Source organism: Rhodobacter xanthinilyticus, from assembly GCF_001856665.1.
GTDB classification, from domain to species: domain Bacteria; phylum Pseudomonadota; class Alphaproteobacteria; order Rhodobacterales; family Rhodobacteraceae; genus Rhodobacter; species Rhodobacter xanthinilyticus.
Genome location: NZ_CP017781.1, coordinates 2,925,245 through 2,943,445 on the forward strand (window position 1 = coordinate 2,925,245; position 18,201 = coordinate 2,943,445).

The following is an 18,201-nucleotide window of genomic DNA, read 5'->3' on the forward strand; positions in this document are numbered from 1 at the left end:
GAAAGCGGTGTCGCTTTTGATGGCTGATAGGCCGCATTAGCGCAATTTTCCCTCTTGTGCCAGAGGCCGCGCCCCCGTATCTCCGGCGGCGGGACACCTCTCCCCAACGAGAGGCGTTTATCTGTAAGGATACCATAGATGGCTCAACAAGCTCCGGCCGCGCGGCCGGCCAATCCGCGCTTCTCCTCGGGCCCCTGCTCGAAGATCCCCGGTTTCACCCTCGATATGCTCGCCGACGCGCCCCTGGGCCGTTCGCACCGTGCCGCCGTCGGCAAGGCCAAGCTGAAAGAGGCGATCGAGACCACCCGTGACATTCTCGGCGTGCCGGCGGATTACCGCATCGGCATCGTCCCCGCCTCGGATACCGGCGCGGTCGAGATGGCGCTCTGGTCGCTCCTCGGCGCCCGCCCGGTGACCATGTGCGCCTGGGAAAGCTTCGGCTCCGGCTGGGTCACCGATGTGGTGAAACAGCTCAAACTCGACGCGACCGTCAAGGAAGCCGGCTACGGCGATATCGTCGACTTCGCCGAGGTCGATTTCGCGACCGACGTCGTCTTCACCTGGAACGGCACCACCTCGGGCGTGCGCGTGGCCAACGGCGACAAGATCCCCGCCGACCGCGACGGGCTGACGATCTGCGACGCGACCTCGGCCGCCTTCGCGATGGACCTTCCCTGGGACAAGCTCGACGTGACCACCTTCTCCTGGCAAAAAGTGCTGGGCGGTGAGGGCGGCCATGGCGTCCTGATCCTGTCGCCCCGCGCCGTCGAGCGCCTCGAGAGCTACAAGCCCGCCTGGCCGCTGCCGAAGATCTTCCGCATGACCAAGGCCGGCAAGCTGATCGAAGGCATCTTCACCGGTGAGACGATCAACACGCCCTCGATGCTCTGCGTGGAAGATTACCTCGTCGCGATGAAATGGGCGAAGACCATCGGCGGGCTGAAGGGCCTCGTCGCCCGCGCCGAAGCCAATGCGAAAGTCGTGTGGGATTTCTGCGCCGCGCGTCCGTGGATCGCGAACCTCGCCAACGACCCGGCGACCGCCTCGACCACCTCGGTGTGCCTGAAGTTCACCGATGAGCGCATCAAGGACGGCGCCGCCTTCGCGAAAGCCGTGGCCAAGCGGCTCGAGAAGGAAGGCGTGGCGCTTGACGTCGGCGCCTATCGCGACGCGCCGGCCGGCCTGCGCATCTGGTGTGGCTCGACCATCGAGAAAGCCGATGTCGAGGCGCTGATGCCCTGGATCGAATTCGCCTTCGAGGCGGAAATCGCGGCGCAAGCCTGATTGACGAAAGCGCGGCGGGCAGCCCTGCCCGCCCTTTCCGACCATCCCCAATTTCAGGAGCCCATCATGGCCCCCAAGGTTCTCATCTCCGACGAACTCTCCGACGCCGCCGTCCAGATCTTCCGCGACCGCGGGATCGAGGTGGATTTCCAGCCGAAACTCGGCAAGGACAAGGAAAAGCTGGCCGAAATCATCGGCAATTATGACGGTCTGGCGATCCGTTCGGCCACCAAGGTGACCGCGGCGCTGCTCGAGAAAGCCACGAACCTCAAGGTCGTCGGCCGCGCCGGGATCGGTGTCGACAACGTCGACCGCGAAGCCGCCTCGAAGAAGGGCGTGATCGTCATGAACACCCCCTTCGGCAACATGATCACCACCGCCGAACACGCCATCGCGATGATGTTCGCGGTCGCGCGGCAGATCCCGGAGGCCTCGGCCTCGACCCATGCGGGCAAATGGGAAAAGTCGAAATTCATGGGCGTCGAGCTCACCGCCAAGACCCTTGGCGTGATCGGCGCGGGCAATATCGGCGGGATCGTCTGCGACCGCGCCAAGGGCCTGAAGATGAAGGTCGTGGCCTATGACCCCTTCCTGTCGGAAGAAAAGGCCGAGAAGATGGGCGTCGAGAAGGTCGAGCTCGACGAGCTGCTGGCGCGCGCCGATTTCATCACGCTGCACGTGCCGCTGACCGACAGCACCCGCAACATCCTCTCGAAAGAAAACCTCGAGAAGACCAAGCCCGGCGTGCGGATCATCAACTGCGCCCGCGGCGGTCTCGTCGATGAAGCGGCGCTGGCCGAGATGCTGAAATCGGGCCGCGTCGCGGGCGCCGCTTTCGACGTGTTCTCGGTTGAGCCGGCCACCGAAAACCCGCTCTTTGGCCTGCCCAACGTCGTCTGCACGCCCCACCTCGGCGCCTCGACGACCGAAGCGCAGGAAAACGTCGCGCTGCAAGTCGCCGAGCAAATGGCGAACTACCTGCTCGACGGCGCGGTCGAGAACGCGCTCAACATGCCCTCGATGACCGCCGAAGAGGCCAAGGTCATGGGCCCCTGGGTGAAACTCGCCGAATATCTGGGCGGCTTCATCGGCCAGATGACCGACGAGCCGATCAAGGCGATCAACATCACCTATGACGGCGTCGCCTCGAAGATGAACCTCAAGGCGCTCGATTGCGCGGTGGTTGCGGGCATCATGCAAAAGGCCAACCCAGACGTGAACATGGTCTCGGCGCCGGTGATCGCGAAAGAGCGCGGCGTGCAGATCTCGACCACCACCCAGGACAAATCGGGCGTGTTCGACGGCTATGTGAAGGTCACCGTGGTCACCGAGGCGCGTGAGCGCTCGATCGCGGGCACCGTGTTCTCGGATGGCAAGCCGCGCTTCATCCAGATCAAGGGCATCAATGTCGACGCCGAAGTGGGCCAACACATGCTCTACACCACCAACAAGGACGTGCCCGGCATCATCGGCAAGCTCGGCACCCTGCTCGGCGACAACAAGGTCAACGTCGCGAACTTCACGCTCGGCCGGTCGGCCGCGGGCGGCGAGGCGATCGCGATCGCCTATCTCGACGAGGCGCTCGACCCGAAGGTCGTGGCCGAGCTCGAGAAGACCGGCCTCTTCCAGCAGGTCAAACCGCTCGAATTCACCGTCGCCTGAGCGCCCCGGTGATCTGACATCAGGCCCCTCGCTCCGGCGGGGGGCCTTCGCCATTGGAGGGCCCCATGCGCCATTATGCCATCGGTGATATCCACGGCCAGGACGGCCTGCTCGCCGCCGCCCATGCGCTGATCGCGGAGGACCGCGCGCGCACGGGCGACGCGGCCGCGCCGGTCGTCCATATCGGCGATCTCGTCGACCGGGGCCCGACCTCGGCGCAGGTGATCGCGCGGCTGATCGCGGGCCAGGCGGCGGGCGCGCCCTGGATCGTGCTGAAGGGCAACCACGATCTGCTCTTCCAGCGCTGGCTCGAAGACCCCTTCGCCCGCCACCCGATGCTGCGCGCCGAGATGAGCTGGACCCACCCGCGGGTGGGCGGGCTGACCACGCTGCGCTCCTATGGCGTGATGGCCGAGGAGGACCGCCCCCTCGCCGCGCTCCATGCCGAGGCCCTCGCCGCGATCCCGCAGGCGCATCGCGACTGGCTCGCCGCGCTACCGCTGAGCTACGCCGCGGGCGAGCTCTTCTTCGCCCATGCGGGCGTCCGCCCCGGCGTGGCCTTCGCCGCGCAGGTGGAGGACGATCTGCTCTGGATCCGCGGCGATTTTCTCGAAGATCCGCGCGAGCATGGCGCCCTCGTCATCCACGGCCACAGCCATATCGACCGCGCGACCCATTACGGCAACCGGCTGAACCTCGATTCGAGCGCAGGCTACGGCGGGCCGGTCTCGGCGGCGGTGATCGAGGGGCGGCAGGCCTGGCTTCTGACGCCGGAGGGGCGGGTTTTGCTCGGCTGAGCCCGGATCTCAACGGTTTCTTCACCGCTTTGCGCGACCCTTCTCCCGAGGGCACACCAACCACGGGGGAAGACATGTCGGATCATCCCAAACTCGAAAGCCACTGGCAGGTCGAGGGCGATGCCCTCACGAACCATTATGTTCTCAAGGAGGAGATCCTCGAGGAAGAGTTCGCGGCCGAGCGCTATGGCGTCGCGCTGATCTGGAACCTGCTCACCGCGACCGAACCGCCCCCGCAGGCGCTGCGCGGGCCCTGACGCGCCGGAACGTTACGATGCCGGGCGCGTGACGCTTCGTCACTTCCCCTGCGGCAACTGGCGCCACGGCCGGCGCGCGGATAACCTCTCCCCCGAACCAACCAAGGGCGGAGTTATCCATGACCGGTATCGTTATTCTCGGCGGCGCGCGCACCGCAATCGGCACCTTCGGCGGCAGCCTCGCGGGCTTTGCGCCCTGCGATCTGGCGACGCTGGTGGCCAAGGAAGCCATCGCGCGCGCGGGCGTCACCCCCGAGCAGATCGGCCAGGTGGTCTTCGGCCATGTGCTCAACACCGAACCGCGCGACATGTATGTCTCGCGCGTGGCCGCCGTTCAGGCCGGGATCCCGGTCGGCACGCCGGCGATGAACGTCAACCGGCTCTGCGGCTCGGGCGCGCAGGCGGTGGTCTCGGCCGCCCAAGCGCTGATGCTCGGCGACGCCGATTTCGCCCTCGCCGGCGGGGTCGATTGCATGAGCCGCGCCCCCTACACCGTGCCCGCCGCGCGCTTTGGCCAGAAGATGGGCGACGCCAAGGTGATCGACATGATGACCGGCGCGCTGACCTGCCCGTTCGGCACCGGCCATATGGGCGTCACCGCCGAAAACGTCGCCTGCGAGCATGACATCTCGCGCGAAGATCAGGACGCTTTCGCGCTCGAGAGCCAAAAACGCGCCGCCGCTGCCATCGAGGCGGGCGTGTTCAAGGACGAGATCGTGCCCGTCGAGATCGCCTCGCGCCGCGGCTCGGTGATCTTCGACACCGACGAGCACCCGAAAGCGACCTCGCTCGACAAGCTCGCCGCGCTCAAGCCGGTGTTCAAGAAAGACGGCTCGGTGACCGCGGGCAACGCCTCGGGCATCAATGACGGCGCCGCGGCGCTGGTGCTCGCGCGCGCCGAGGCCGCCGAGGCCGCGGGGCTGAAGCCGCGCGCGAAACTGCTCGGCTATTCGGTCGCCGGCGTGCGCCCCGAGGTGATGGGCGTCGGCCCGATCCCGGCGGTGCAACAACTTTGCGCGAAACTCGGCCTGAGCGTCGCCGATTTCGACGTGATCGAATCGAACGAGGCCTTCGCGGCGCAGGCGCTCGCGGTCTCGAAAGAGCTCGGCCTCGACCCCGCCAAGGTCAACCCGAACGGCGGCGCGATCGCGCTCGGCCACCCGATCGGCGCGACCGGCGCGATCCTGACGATCAAGACGCTCTACCACCTCGAGCGCACCGGCGGCAAACTCGGCCTTGTCACGATGTGCATCGGCGGCGGGCAGGGCATCGCGCTCGCGATCGAACGGGTCTGATTGCCCGGGTCTGACCCCGCGCCCGGCCCTCGCGGCCGGGCGTTTCATTTGGCGAGCCGGATCTGCACCGAATCCGAGCGCCCCTCGGCATCGAGCACGGTCAGCCGCCAAGCCCCCCCCCGCCCGAGCGGCAGCGCAATCTCGCGCCCGCGCGCGCCCACCACCACCGGCGCGCCATCGGCCAAGACCGTGAAGGGCGCCCGTCCGCCCTCGAGCTTCACGACAAGATCGCCCGCCGCGGCGACCTCGGCGCCATCGGGCGGAAAGGCGAGCGCCGGCCCGCCTTGGTCTTCGGCAAAGAGCGCATCGCGCGGCCGGAAGCGTTGCAGCGGCGCCGGCAGACGCGCGGTCGGCACGATCAGCGTCGCAGGCGGCGGCGGCGGCAGGGCATCGGGCGCGGGCTTCGCCCGGCCGAAAAGCTCGAAGAGAATCGGCGCCGCGACCTCGCCGCCAAAGGCGCCCGGCACCGGCGTGCCATCGGCCCGCCCGAGCCAGACGCCGCCGACATGGCGCCCGTCGAACCCCACCGCCAGCGCATCGCGATAGCCATAAGAGGTGCCGGTCTTATAGGCGATCCGGCCCGGCGCGCCGCCTTTGGGTGGCGGAATTTTCGCCAAGATATCCATGACTTGCCAGGCCGCAACCGGGCCAATGAGCCGCCCCGCGACGCCGCCCCCCGCGCCGGGCTCGGCCGAGAGACGCACCGGCGCGCCAAGCCGCGCGAGGCCCGCATAGGCGCTCACCAGCCCCTCGAGGCTGACCCCCACACCGCCGAGGCTGACCGCAAGCCCCGGCGCGCCCGAGGGCAGCACCGGCGCCGCGCCGCCTGCTCGCAGGACCGCCATCAACCGCTCGGGGCCAAGCGCCTCGGTCAGGCTCACGACCGGCAGGTTGAGCGATTGCGTCAGCGCCTCCCGCAGCGGGATCGTGCCGCGGAAATGGCGGTCGAAATTCTGCGGCCGCCAGGCGCCGAAGGCGCGCGGGCGGTCCTCGATCAGGGTCTCGGGGTGGGCGAGGCCCTCGTCGAAGGCCAGCGCATAGACGAAGGGTTTGAGCGTCGAGCCGGGCGAGCGGATCGCTTGTGTCATGTCGACAAAGCCCGCGCGGCGCTCGGCGCGCCAATCGCCCGCGCCGACGCTGGCGAGGATCGCGCCGCTCTGGTGGTCGGCGAAGAGCATCGCGGCGGTGGCCTGCGGCGGCAGGCCCGCAAGCGCGCGCCGCGCCAGCGCCTCGGCGGCGCGTTGGAGGCCCGGGTCGATCGTCGTCTCGATCCGCGCGCCGGGCGGGGCGGCGGCGGCGAGCCGCGCCGCCAGATGCGGGGCGAGCGCGGGAAAATCGCGCCGCGTCAGGGGGATGGGCTCGCGCCGCGCGGCCTCGGCCTGGGCCGGGTCGATCACGCCTTCGGCCGCGAGCCGCGCAAGCACCCGGTCGCGGGCGGCGCGCGCGGCCTCGGGCGCGCGGTCGGGGCGGCGCGCCTCCGGAGCCTGCGGCAACGCGATCAGGAGCGCGGTCTCGGCCGTCGAGAGCCGCCGCGGCTCCTTGCCAAACCAGGCGAGCGCGGCAGCGCGCACCCCCTCGAGGTTGCCGCCATAGGGCGCAAGCCGCAGATAAAGATCGAGAATTTCGGCCTTCGAGAGCCGCGCCTCGAGCGCAAGCGCGACCCGCGCCTGGCGGATCTTGCCGGCGAGCTGGCCGGTCGGCCCCTCCTCCAGAAGCCGCGCGACCTGCATCGAGAGGGTCGAGGCGCCCGACACCACCCGCCCCGCGAGCGCCGCCTGCACCGCCGCCCGCGCGATGGCGCGCAGATCCACCCCGCCATGGGCGTAAAACCGGCGGTCCTCATAGGCCACGAGCGCGCCGAGGAAGCCCGCATCGACCGGCCCGGGCGCGAGCCGCCAGCGCCCATCGGCCACCTGAAAGGCGCGCAGAAGGCTGCCGTCGCGGGCCAGAACCTCGGTGCCGACCGGCACCGCGAGCGGCGGCAGATCGGTCCGCGCGACCCAATCGCGCAGCCCATCCGCCCCGCCCGCCGCCAGCGCCAGGCCCAGCGCCAGCGCGAAGAACGCCCGGCTCACTCGATCACCACCCGCCCCGTCTCGCTCCAGGCGCGCAGATCCGGGCGATACATATCCTCGACCGAGGCCGCAGGGCGCGCGAATTCGCCCGGACTGACCGCGCGCAGGATATAGGCCAGCCGGAAAGGCGCGTCCGAGCGCCAATCGAGCGCGGCGAGGAAGCGATCTTGCCGGAACTCGACCATGCGGGTGTTTTCCTCGACCGAGAGCCAGTCGAGCGCCGCGATATCGCCCGCGCGCAAGAGGTTCGGGTTGTCGATCTCGAAGCCCGCGGGCAGCGGGTCGGCGATCATCAGCCGCGATTCGGTGGGGCCATGGGGCACCACCTCGACCACCGCGACAAGCCGCGCGCCTTGGGCGATATGGGCCGCGTCGACCGGCTCGCCCTCGAGCGTGTAGAGGCTGCGCGTCACGGTGAACCCCTTGCCGCCGGCGGGCTCGGCCACCTCGGGCAGGCCCGTCGTGGTCAGCGTCAGCGTCACCGGCCGCGCCGAGGTGTTGGCGATCACCCGCGCCCCCGTAGCGCCCTGATCGTCGAGCCGCAGGACCGGGCGCGTCAGCGGCTGACCATCGAGGCTGAGCCCCGCATCGCCGCCCGAAAGCCCCGCCTGCGCGGCGAGGAGCACCCAGGCCGCCTCCTGCGTCGAGAGCGGCACCGCGGCGATCCGGCTCGCGAGCGAGGCGCCGAGCGCCTCGACCGGCACCGCCCGCGACCCCGCCGCCGAGGCCAGCGCCAGAACCCCCGCGCTATCGCGCAGATCCGAGCCGTAATCGTCGCGCCAGCCCGTCGGCGCGGTCTGGCGCAAACGCTCCGCCGCGCGGGCGAACATCGCATCCGCCCGCGCCTGATCGCCATAGGAGGCGAGCGCCGCGCCGATCTGCGCCACCGCCAGCGGCGTCGCGAAATCGTCGGGTTTCACATCGGCATAATAGCGCAGATCGCTGATCGAGGCCGCCCCTTCGCGCGCCAGAACCATCAGCGCATAGGCCAGCGCCACGCCGCCGCCGTTCTCCTCGGCGGTGAATTCGGGCGCGTAATTGACCTGGTTGCGCAGGTTGTCCATCGCAGCGCGCAGCGCCAGATCAGGCACCGCATAGCCCGCCGCCTTCGCCCGCGCGAGGAAATCGGTGACATAGGCATCGAGCCAGAAATCGCCCGATTCCGGCGCCCAGAGGCCAAAGGCCCCGCCGGCATCCTGATTGGCGAGCACCTGCGCGATCGCGCTCTCTATCTTGGCGGGCAGATCGGCGGGGGTGGCAAGCCCCGCGGCCTCGGCCACCGCGCTGAGGTAAAGGAGCGGCAGCGCCTTCGAGGTGACCTGTTCGGTGCAGCCATAGGGATAGCCGTCGAGCGCCGCCATCAGCCCGGGCACGTTGAACTGCCCCATCGGCCCCGCGGTCAAAAGCGCCGTGGCGCTGCCCGGAGTGAAGCCTGCGAAGACATTGGTATCAAAGGTGAATGTCGCGCCGGGGGCGAGGTCGAACCGGCTCTGGCGCATGGTCTTCGGCGCGGCCGAACCCACCGGCAGGGCGAGCGGTTTGGTGAGTTTACGCCCGTCGGGCAGCGTCAGCGCGACGGAGATCCCGGCCTCTGGCGCGGGGCCCTTCGGCGCGGCGAGCGGCAGGCTGATCTCGACCCGTTGCCCGGGCGCGAGCGCGACCTGCTCTGCCCCGCCCGCAAGCCCAAAGGCCGCGCCGGTGACAGAGAGCTCGGCCGGGCCCGCGGCGCCTTCGGTGCGGGTCAGATCGAGCAGCAGGCGCGAGCGATCCCCCGGCGCGAGATAGCGCGGCAGCGCCGCCGAGACGACGACCGGATCACGCACGAGAACCTCGCGGCTCGCCTGGCCCACGGCCGTGTCCGACCACGCGACCGCGGCAAGCCGCACCGTGCCGTTGAAGGCGGGCATCGGGAAGCGCAGCTCGGCCGTGCCATCCTCGCCCACCACCACCGGGCCCGAGAAATAGGCCACCAGCTCCTCGGTCGGCGGCGGCGCCTTGAGCGACATCCCCCGCCCCGCATCGCCGCCGGAGCGCAGCGCGCCGAGGTTGCCGTTTTGCCCGTCGATCAGCCGCCCGTAGAGATCGCGCAGCGCAACGCCCAGGCGCCGCTGGCCGAAGTAATGCCCCTGCGGGTCGGGCGGCGCGAAACCGGTGAGGTTCAAGATCCCCAGATCGGTCGCCGCGACGGTGGCAAAGGCGGTTTCGCCCGGCGCGAGGCCCTCGACCCGCAGCCGCGCCACGAGATCGGCGCGCGGCTCGGAGGCCTCGGGCGCCTCGATCGAAACGCCAAGCTTGCGCGCGCCCGGGTCGACCGCAGCATGGGCAAGGCCCAGCGCACGCACCGGCGCGCGCTCAGGCGCTGTGCCCTTCATCGGGCGCAGCACCGAGGCCGTGACATAGGCGCCGGTGCCCCATTCCTCGGTCACCGGCAGGGTGATGCGGTTCTCGCCCGCCTCGATCTTCACCGATTGCAGCGAGATCACCCGGTTCGAGAGCACCGAGACGAGCGCCACACCCTCGGCGGGCGCGACAAGCCGCAGCTCGGCCTCCTCGCCCGCGCGGTAGCCCGCCTTGTCGAGCGCGAGCTCGAGCCGGTCGGGCGAGGCCAGCACATCGGCGGGCGCAAACCAGCCCGCGTCAAACCGCACCGCGCTTTCGCGGCCGTCGGCGTCACTCACCACGAGCTCATATTCGCCCCAGCCGACCGGGGCCGCGATCTCGGCGGGTTTGGCGCCCGTCGCGGCCTTGCCCTCGGCCACGCGCTTGCGCACCGTCACCGCATCCCAATCCCACGAGCCGTAGAGCTGATACCATTGATAGCGCGTCTCGATCCGGTTGAGCCGCCAGCTCAGGCCCGCGGTCTGCGGCGCGCCATCGGGGCCGAGCACGATCAGCCCGAAGCGCGCCTCATCCCCCTCGCCGAGGCTCTCGAAGAGCGGCTTGATGCCGATCACCGGCGTCTCGGGCATGCGGATCCGGGTGATCTCGCGCTCGACCGGGCGGCCCGAGGCCTCCGAAAGGCGCAGCGTGAAGCGCGCCGCGAGCGGCACCGCGCCTGCCTCCGCGGCATCGGGGAGGGCGGCATAGACCGTCGCATGGCCGCTTTCATCGGTCTCGCCGCCGTCGACCGGCTCGCTGATCGGCGCGAAGCCGGCATCATGGCGCCCGAACCGATAGCCCGCCCAGCCGGGCAGATCCCCCGCCTCGGAAAGCGTCACCTCGCCCTCGATCGCAAGCCCCGCCCCCGGCGCGCCATAGAGATAGCGCGCCTCGACGCCCAGCTCGGGCACCGACCCGCCGGCCAGAAGCCCCTCGGGCAGCGAGAGCGCAAAATCGATCCGCTCGGGCAGGAAATCCTCGACCAAGAGCCGCTCGGAGGCCAGCGCAGGCGCTTTCGGATCGGCATAGACCTCGATCCGCCAGGTGCCGCGCGGCGCCTCGCCGCCCAGCACGAACCGCGCCACATGCCCGCCCGCGCCGACCTCTTCGGTCAGCTGGCGGCCATATTCCACCCCGTCGGGGCGCATCAGAACCGCGGTGAGCGGCACCCCCGCGAGCCCTTTCGAGGCGCCATCACGCGCGAGGATCGTCGCGAAGACCTGCTCGCCCGCGCGATAGGCGCCGCGGTCGGTGGTCAGATAGACATCAATCGGCGGCGCGGGCGGCGCGCCCTCGACACCGCGGTCGGAGAGGTCGAACTCGGCCTCGGTGAGCGAGAGGAACGCCATATCCTCGCCATCGACCGCCGAGATCATCGCCGGCGCCGCCCCACCGCGCCCCGAGGTCAGATCGGCGGGGAAATGCGCCACGCCCTTGGCATCGGTCTGCGCCCGGCCCAGCACGCTGTTGGCGCGCGAGACAAGTTCGACCATCGCACCGCCGCGCGGCCCGGCATCCGAAAGCCCGCGCAGCGCGACCGTCAGCCCGTCGACGCCCGCGAAACTGGTCATCCCGAGGTCGGAGATCACGAACCACTGCGCCGCGGGCGGGTGGTCATAGGGGTCTTGGCCCGGCACCGAGGCCTGCAACACATAGACCCCCGCGCCGAGCGGCCCCGTCACCTCCTGCACCGGCAGGCGGGTGAGCACATCGCGGTTGACCTCCATCGCGACATCGGCGGTGCCCGACCAGACCTCCTCGGCGAGGCTGTCGGAGAGATCCTCGGCCGCCCAGGTATCGAGCGAGCGGGCGAAATAATCGCGCCGCATCGCCGCGACGAGGTTGCGATCCGAGACCCGCAGGAGCCGCACATCGAGATGCTCGACATTCACCGTCTCGACCGGCAGGCCGGCATCTTGCGCGCGCGGCAGGATATAGGCGCGGCCCGGGAAGCGCACCGCGGGGCTGCGATCGCGGATATAGGAGGTGATCGTGACATCCTTGGCGAGCGTCTCGCCCGCGCGCGAAGGCAGGCCTGCGCGGAAGGTCAGGCTGACCCGCGCGCCATGTTCAAGGCCCGCGACACAAAGCTGGTTCTCCTCGGCCTCGACCGCGAGGCCGGGCGCAGGAAGCTGCACGAAGCGCGCATAATCGCCCGCCTTGTCAAGGGGTTCGGAAAATTGCGCACAAACCCGCGGGCTCGCGAGATCGGCCTCGACGGTGTTCTCGACGATCCGGAAGCCGTATTTCGCCTCCGCCGCGGCCAGCGCCTCGGCGATATCGGCGCGCGCGCTCAGCCCGCCCGCAAGCCGCAGCGCGCCAAGCTCGCCCCGGTGATCGTTTTCGCGCGCCAAGGCCTGCGAGAGCGCATAGGCCGCCTCGGCCTGCGCGGGCTTGGCGGGCGCGCGCAGATAGCCGTTCACCGCCGCCGCAACCGCGCGCGTGGCCGCCCCCTCGCCGCCGCGCACCAGAATCGCGCGGGCGTAATCGAGCCAGAGCTCGGAGCTGTCCGAAAGCGCCAGAAGCGCCCCGGTCAGTCGCTCGACCTGGCCCGCATCGCGCGCCTTGCGCGCCGCCGCCAGCGCCGCGGAAAGCTCATCGGCCGACCAATCGCCGGTCATATGCGCCCGCCCGAGGCCGCGCGCCTGATCATGGGCCATGGTGAGCTCGGCGCCGGTCAGGAACGCAAGATCCGCCGCCCGCGCCGCCGCCCGCGCCACCGCCCCCGGCGCCGCCGCCTTCACCACCCCGGCAAAGGCGCCCTGATAGGGCGTCGCCTCGCGCAGATCGGCCTTCGGGAAACAGGAATTGTTGCGCGCGTTGAACACCACCGCCTCGCAATCGCGCCGCGCCAGACAGGCGCTCTCGCAGCCCTCGAGCGTGGTGTCGAAGATCTGCGCCAGATCGCGCCCGGCGAGATCCATCCCCTCGGAATAGACCATCCGCCGCTCGGGAATCAGCGCCGTATCCGCCAGCACAGGCCCCGCCGTCAGGGTGAACGCAAGAATGAGGCCCAAAATACGCATGACGATCCTCCTGAAATTGCGCAAAGCCTCTCACTTCCGGAGAGTCGCCGCAACGAAGTTAAACGGATTAAGGGTTAATTCACGCAGCTCTGCCATGGTGAGCCCGGTAGAGATCTAGCGGATGGCCTTGGGATGAGTGCCAGCATCGTCGAAAAACTGGCGCAGGAACGGCGGGCCCGACTCGCGGCGGAGCGGCTTCTGGAGCAAAAGAAGCGCGAGCTCTTTGCCGCGAACCAGAAGCTCGCCCTCCATGCGCGCTCGCTCTCCGATCAGATCGTGCAGCAGCGCCACGGCCTGCAACGCGCGCTCACCGAGGCCGAGTCGCTCAAGGGCGAGAACAACAAGGTCCGCAACGATCTCGAACAGGCCCATTCCGTCGCCCTGATCGCGCAGCGCCGGCTGTGGGACGCGCTCGAAACGATCCGCGACGGCTTTGCCGTCTATGATACCGATCTGCGCCTCGTCGCGGCGAACAAGGCCTATCTGTCGTTCTTCCGCGGCGAAATCGCGGTCTCGGCGGGCGTGACCTATGACGCGGTGCTGCGGATCGTCGCGCGTCACGGCATGGTCGAGATGGGCGGGCGCGACCCGCTCGACTGGCACCACGACATGATCGCGCGGATCCGCCGCGACCAGATCGAGCCCTTCGTGCTGACCACCCGCACCGGGCGCCATATTCGGCTCATCGACCGCCGGGGCGAGGGCGGCGATCTGGTCTGTCTCGCGCAAGACATCACCTCGGTGATCGAACGCGAGGCCGAGCTCGAGGAAGCGCGCGCAAAGGCCGAGGCCGCGAACCGCGCGAAATCGGCCTTCCTCGCCAACATGAGCCACGAGATCCGCACCCCGATGAACGGCGTCGTGGGCATGGCGGAACTCCTCTCCGAGACCGATCTGAGCGACGAGCAACGCCTCTATGCCGAGACGATCCGCTCCTCCGGCGAGGCGCTTTTGACCATCATCAACGACGTGCTCGACTATTCCAAGATCGAGGCGGAGCGGCTCAAGCTCTACCCCGAGGTCTTCGATCTTGAGCGCTGCGTGCATGAAATCATGGTGCTCCTGCAGCCCTCCGCCAAGGACAAGGGCTTGAAATTGCTGGTCGATTACGACCTCTTCCTGCCCACCCGCTTCATCGCGGACCCGGGCCGGATGCGGCAGATCCTGACCAACCTGATCGGCAATGCGGTCAAGTTCACCGCCAAGGGGCACGTCATGGCGCGCATCGTCGGCTTCGAGCGCGAGGGCGGCCAGTTCGATCTGCACATCTCGATCGAGGACACCGGGATCGGCATCGCGCGGGAAAATCTCGACCATGTGTTTGGCGAGTTCAACCAGGTCGAGAGCGCCTCGAACCGCAAGTTCGAGGGCACCGGGCTTGGCCTCGCGATCACGCGACAACTGATCGAGCTGATGGGCGGCACGGTCTGGGTCGACAGCGAGCTCGGCGTCGGTTCGTGCTTTGGCTTCAAGGTGACGGTGCCGCGCGCCGAGCCGGCGGAGGCGCCCGAGGATCTCGGCCCGCCGATCGCGCTCAAGGCCGCGCTGGTGATCGACGACCTGCTCGTCAACCGGGTGATCCTCGAACGCCAGCTCGAGACCTTCGGCCTCGAGGTGACGCTGTGCCGCAGCGGCGCCGAGGCGCTGCGCGTGCTCGACGACGGGGCGAGCTTCGATGTCGTGCTCACCGATCACAAGATGCCGGAAATGGACGGGCTCGAGCTCAGCCGCCGGCTGCGCGCACGCGGCATCGAAACGCCGATCCTGCTGCTCACTTCGGATGCCGGCGCGCTCGCCGCCGACGAATTCGCGGGCCAGCTCGCCGGCTGCCTCGAAAAGCCGGTGCTGCGCTCACAGCTCTTTCACATGCTGCAAAAGATCTGCGATCAGAACAAGGCCGCGCCGGGCGCACCGATCCCCGCCGCCCCCCTGCCGCCGCCCCCCGTCGAGGCCCGGCAGATGCGCGTCCTCGCCGCCGAGGACAACCGCACCAACCAGCTCGTCTTCTCGAAGATGGTCAAGGATTTCGACATCGAGCTGCAATTTGCCAATAACGGCCGCGAGGCGGTGGAGAAATGGCGCAGCTTCGCGCCAGATCTGATCTTCATGGATATCTCGATGCCCGAGATGGACGGCCGCGAGGCGACCCGCGCAATCCGCACCGAAGAGCTGATGCAGGGCGGCCATGTGCCGATCTGTGCGCTCACCGCCCATGCGATGGATGGCGACAGCGAGTCGATTTTCGCCGCCGGCGTCGATCACTACCTCACCAAGCCCTTGAAAAAGGTCGAAATTGCCAAGCGGATCGCCGAGGCGCAGCCCGAAGGCACCCGCGCCCCGGTGGCGCCGGACCCGGGGTGATCAGGCCTCCGCCGCGATCAGCGCGAGGAACGCCGCGCCGAAACGTTCCACCTTCTGTGCGCCCATCCCCGAGATCCGCTCGAGCCCTTCGAGGCTCTTCGGTTTCTGCTCGGCAATCTGGCGCAGCGTCGTCTGCGTGCAGCTCAGATAGCGCTCCTGCCCGTCCGCGCCGCGCGCCAGCGCGAGCTGCGCCTCGGCGAGCTGATCGAAAAGCGCCCCCTCGGGCCGGCCGGCGAGCTTCATCCGCGCCGGGTGCACCGGCGCCGCGGCCCCCGCCCCGGCAATCACCTCGAGAAAGGCCGCGCCGTAGCTTTCGAGCTTCTTCGCCCCGACCCCGTTGATCCGCGCCATCGCATCGAGGCTCGCAGGCCGCGCCTCGGCCATCTCGATCAGCGTGCGATCGGCGAAAACGACATAGGCCGGCACGCCCGCCGCCTCGGCCAAGGCGCGCCGCTTGGCCTTGAGCGCGGAGAGCAGCGGCGCGTCCTCCTCGGAGACGAGCGCCTTGACCACTGGCCGCCCCTTCGCCGCCCGCACCAGATCGCGGCGCAGCGTGATCGCCTCCTCGCCCCGCAGGATCGGCAGCGCGCGTTCGGTCATCACCAGCGCGCCGTGCCGCTCGACATCGGGGCGCACCAGATCATGCCCCATCATCTGCCGGAACACCGCCTGCCACTGCGGCCGCGTCAGATCCTTGCCCACCCCGAAGGTCGGCAGCCGGTCATGGCCGCGCGCGGCGATACGCTCGTTCGTCTGGCCGAGCAGGATCTCGATCAGATGGCCCGCACCATAGCTCTCGCCGGTGCGCAGCGCGGCCGAAAGCGCCTTGCGCACCGCCTCGGTGCCGTCGAAGAGCTCGGGCGGCGTCTCGCACAGATCGCAGTTGTTGCAAGGCTCCGCCGCCTCGCCGAAATAGGCGAGGAGCTTCTGGCGCCGGCACGAGGTCGCCTCGGCGAGGCCCAAAAGCGCGTTGAGCCGCCCGTGATCGGCCGCCTTGCGCTCGGCGGGCGCGAGGCCCTCGTCGATCTGCTGGCGGCGAAAGCGGATATCGTCGGGGCCGTAAAGCGTCATCGTCTCGGCCGGCGCCCCGTCGCGGCCCGCGCGGCCGATCTCCTGATAATAGCCCTCGATCGATTTCGGCAGATCGGCATGGGCGACCCAGCGGATATCGGGCTTGTCGATGCCCATCCCGAAGGCCACGGTCGCGACCACGATCAGCCCGTCCTCGCGCTGAAACCGCGCCTCGACCGCGCGGCGGTCCTCGGCCTCCATGCCGCCGTGATAATGGCACGCCGGGTGCCCCGCCTCGCGCAGCGCCGCGGCGAGGCTTTCGGTGCGCGCGCGCGCGGCGCAATAGACGATCCCCGATTGGCCCCGCCGCGCGGCGGCAAATCGCAGGATCTGCTGGCGCGGCTGGTCTTTCGGCTCGAAGGCGAGGTGGATATTGGGCCGATCGAACCCGCGCAGGAAGGTCGCGGGCGCGCGCCCCTCGAAGAGCCGGGTGACGATCTCGGCGCGGGTTTCCTCGTCGGCCGTCGCGGTGAAGGCCGCCAGCGGCACGCCGAGCGCGCGTTTGAGCTCGCCGATGCGCAGGTAATCGGGGCGGAAATCATGGCCCCACTGGCTGACGCAATGGGCCTCGTCGACCGCGATGAGCCCGGTGCGGGCGCGCCGCAAGAGCGCCATCGTCGCCCCCGAGGCAAGCCGCTCGGGCGCGATATAGAGGAGCTTGAGCCGCCCCTCGTCGATCGCGGCGAAGACCTCCTCGGTCTCTTCCTCGGTGTTGCCCGAGGTCAGCGCGCCCGCCTCGACCCCCGCCGCCTTCAGCGCCCGCACCTGATCGCGCATCAAGGCGATCAGCGGCGAGATGACCACCGTCATCCCCGGCAGGCAGAGCGCAGGCAGTTGGAAACACAGGGATTTCCCGCCCCCCGTCGGCATGATCGCGAGCGTGTCGCGCCCCGCGATCACCGCGCGCACGATCTCCTCCTGGCCCGGCCGGAAGGCCTGAAAGCCGAAGATCCGGGCCAAGAGCTCGCCCGGATCGGGCGCGGGGTCGGAGGGCCGTTCGAGCATTCTCAATAGCCGTAGAAGAAGCCCGCGTTGTTGATCAGCGCGCGCTGCGCAATGATCAGCACGATGAAGGCGACGAGCGGCGCGAGGTCGATCCCGGGCGTGTTGGGCAAGATCCGGCGGATCGGGCGATAGGCGGGCTCGAGGAGGTTGTTCAGCCCATACCAGATCTGCGCGACGAGCGGCTGGCGCAGGTTCAGCACCTGGAAATTGATCAGCCAGCTCATGATGATCTGGGTGATCATGATGAACCAGATGACGTTCAGGATCAGGTTGAGCGCCTGAAACAGCGTGACCATGCGAAACCTCCGGGCAAGACAGATCAGAGGTATGCCAGCCCGGGCCCCGTTGCAACCTTGGGGCGCCATTTCCGCGACGTTTCGGTTGACATCGCGCCGCGGTGCGGCACGGCTGGCGCAAAGGGAGACCCGCATGTATCCGATCATCCGCATGGGCAAGGCGCTCATCCATCGCCGCAAAGAGCCCCTCGACATCCTCGACACGGTGGTCAGCCACCATATCGCCTGGCCCTGGGACATCGACCCCTGGAAGGATCTCAACAACGGCCGGATCCTGACGCTGTTCGATCTCGGGCGGATCCAGCTCGCCCAGCGCGCGGGCCTGAACGCGGCCTTGATGCGCAACCGCTGGGGGATCGTGGTGGCCGGCAACACCACGCGCTATCGCAAGCGCATCACCATGATGCAGCGCTTCGAGATGCGCACCCGCTGCATCGGCTGGGACCACCGCTTTCTTTATATGGAGCAGGCGATGTGGCGCGGGGGCGAGTGCTGCAACCATATCTTGATCCGCGGCGCGATCACCTCGCGCGCGGGCATCGTGCCGCCCGCCGAGGTCGCGGCCGCGCTGGGCCACACCGGCCCGAGCCCCGATCTGCCGCTTTGGGTGCAAGATTGGATCAAGGCCGAGGGCGAACGCCCCTGGCCGCCGAGCTTCTGACCCCGCCGCGCCTTGCGCCGGGCGGCGAATTC

11 protein-coding genes are annotated in these 18,201 nt (G+C 69.4%); 7 read left to right on the plus strand and 4 right to left on the minus strand.

All coding sequences use genetic code 11. From position 1 onward, the window contains the following. Positions 1-138 precede the first annotated feature (138 nt). From LPB142_RS14310 to LPB142_RS14330, 5 genes are all read left to right on the plus strand, one after another. Positions 139-1,284: a phosphoserine transaminase gene (locus LPB142_RS14310; protein WP_071166760.1), complete on the plus strand. Its 1,146-nt coding sequence runs from the start codon at positions 139-141 to the stop codon at positions 1,282-1,284. 66 nt (positions 1,285-1,350) lie between these two features. Continuing rightward, a complete protein-coding gene (serA, locus tag LPB142_RS14315) occupies positions 1,351-2,946 on the plus strand; it encodes a phosphoglycerate dehydrogenase (protein ID WP_068765354.1) in 1,596 nt (531 codons plus the stop codon). A 65-nt stretch (positions 2,947-3,011) separates the two neighbouring features. After that, positions 3,012-3,743, plus strand: a complete 732-nt coding sequence (locus tag LPB142_RS14320; protein ID WP_068765355.1) for a metallophosphoesterase — start codon at positions 3,012-3,014, stop codon at positions 3,741-3,743. Positions 3,744-3,817: 74 nt separating this feature from the next. Further along, entirely contained in the window at positions 3,818-4,000 is a 183-nt protein-coding gene (locus LPB142_RS14325; RefSeq protein ID WP_068765356.1) for a hypothetical protein, read from the plus strand. 119 nt (positions 4,001-4,119) lie between these two features. Further along, the gene (locus tag LPB142_RS14330; RefSeq protein ID WP_071166761.1) at positions 4,120-5,295 is read left to right on the plus strand and encodes an acetyl-CoA C-acyltransferase family protein; all 1,176 of its coding nucleotides are present in this window, start codon (positions 4,120-4,122) and stop codon (positions 5,293-5,295) included. A gap of 44 nt (positions 5,296-5,339) precedes the next feature. Here the strand turns inward: LPB142_RS14330 and pbpC are convergent, their stop codons facing one another. Together pbpC and LPB142_RS14340 are read right to left on the minus strand one after the other, a co-directional pair. Continuing rightward, positions 5,340-7,370 carry a penicillin-binding protein 1C gene (gene pbpC, locus LPB142_RS14335; protein WP_071166762.1) on the minus strand — a complete coding sequence of 677 codons (2,031 nt, stop codon included), beginning with the start codon at positions 7,368-7,370 and terminating at the stop codon, positions 5,340-5,342. Then, complete coding sequence (locus tag LPB142_RS14340; RefSeq protein ID WP_071166763.1) at positions 7,367-12,775, minus strand: alpha-2-macroglobulin family protein; 5,409 nt, start codon at positions 12,773-12,775, stop codon at positions 7,367-7,369. Before LPB142_RS14340 ends, pbpC begins: the two co-directional genes overlap by 4 nt. Positions 12,776-12,907: 132 nt before the next feature. On the opposite strand from LPB142_RS14340, the gene LPB142_RS14345 reads away from it, so the two are divergent. Beyond that, positions 12,908-15,136 (plus strand): response regulator, encoded by a 2,229-nt coding sequence (locus LPB142_RS14345; RefSeq protein ID WP_071166764.1) that lies wholly within the window; start codon positions 12,908-12,910, stop codon positions 15,134-15,136. Here LPB142_RS14345 and recQ read toward each other — a convergent pair whose 3' ends face one another. Beyond that, on the minus strand, positions 15,137-17,212 hold the full coding sequence (gene recQ, locus LPB142_RS14350; RefSeq protein WP_071166765.1) for a DNA helicase RecQ: 2,076 nt from the start codon (positions 17,210-17,212) through the stop codon (positions 15,137-15,139). A 2-nt stretch (positions 17,213-17,214) separates the two neighbouring features. After that, positions 17,215-17,508, minus strand: coding sequence for a YggT family protein (locus LPB142_RS14355; protein WP_071166766.1), 294 nt, complete (start codon positions 17,506-17,508; stop codon positions 17,215-17,217). A gap of 133 nt (positions 17,509-17,641) precedes the next feature. Here LPB142_RS14355 and LPB142_RS14360 point away from each other — a divergent pair, with 133 nt between their 5' ends. After that, positions 17,642-18,169 carry an acyl-CoA thioesterase gene (locus LPB142_RS14360; RefSeq protein ID WP_071166767.1) on the plus strand — a complete coding sequence of 176 codons (528 nt, stop codon included), beginning with the start codon at positions 17,642-17,644 and terminating at the stop codon, positions 18,167-18,169. Positions 18,170-18,201: the final 32 nt, after the last annotated feature.

What these genes read in the sequence shown, in the direction of transcription:
- LPB142_RS14310 (WP_071166760.1), top strand. Translation starts at nt 139, where the DNA reads ATGGCTCAACAAGCTCCGGCCGCGCGGCCGGCCAATCCGCGCTTCTCC.
- serA (WP_068765354.1), top strand. Translation starts at nt 1,351, where the DNA reads ATGGCCCCCAAGGTTCTCATCTCCGACGAACTCTCCGACGCCGCCGTC.
- LPB142_RS14320 (WP_068765355.1), top strand. Translation starts at nt 3,012, where the DNA reads ATGCGCCATTATGCCATCGGTGATATCCACGGCCAGGACGGCCTGCTC.
- LPB142_RS14325 (WP_068765356.1), top strand. Translation starts at nt 3,818, where the DNA reads ATGTCGGATCATCCCAAACTCGAAAGCCACTGGCAGGTCGAGGGCGAT.
- LPB142_RS14330 (WP_071166761.1), top strand. Translation starts at nt 4,120, where the DNA reads ATGACCGGTATCGTTATTCTCGGCGGCGCGCGCACCGCAATCGGCACC.
- LPB142_RS14340 (WP_071166763.1), bottom strand. Translation starts at nt 12,775, where the DNA reads ATGCGTATTTTGGGCCTCATTCTTGCGTTCACCCTGACGGCGGGGCCT.
- LPB142_RS14345 (WP_071166764.1), top strand. Translation starts at nt 12,908, where the DNA reads ATGAGTGCCAGCATCGTCGAAAAACTGGCGCAGGAACGGCGGGCCCGA.
- recQ (WP_071166765.1), bottom strand. Translation starts at nt 17,212, where the DNA reads ATGCTCGAACGGCCCTCCGACCCCGCGCCCGATCCGGGCGAGCTCTTG.
- LPB142_RS14355 (WP_071166766.1), bottom strand. Translation starts at nt 17,508, where the DNA reads ATGGTCACGCTGTTTCAGGCGCTCAACCTGATCCTGAACGTCATCTGG.
- LPB142_RS14360 (WP_071166767.1), top strand. Translation starts at nt 17,642, where the DNA reads ATGTATCCGATCATCCGCATGGGCAAGGCGCTCATCCATCGCCGCAAA.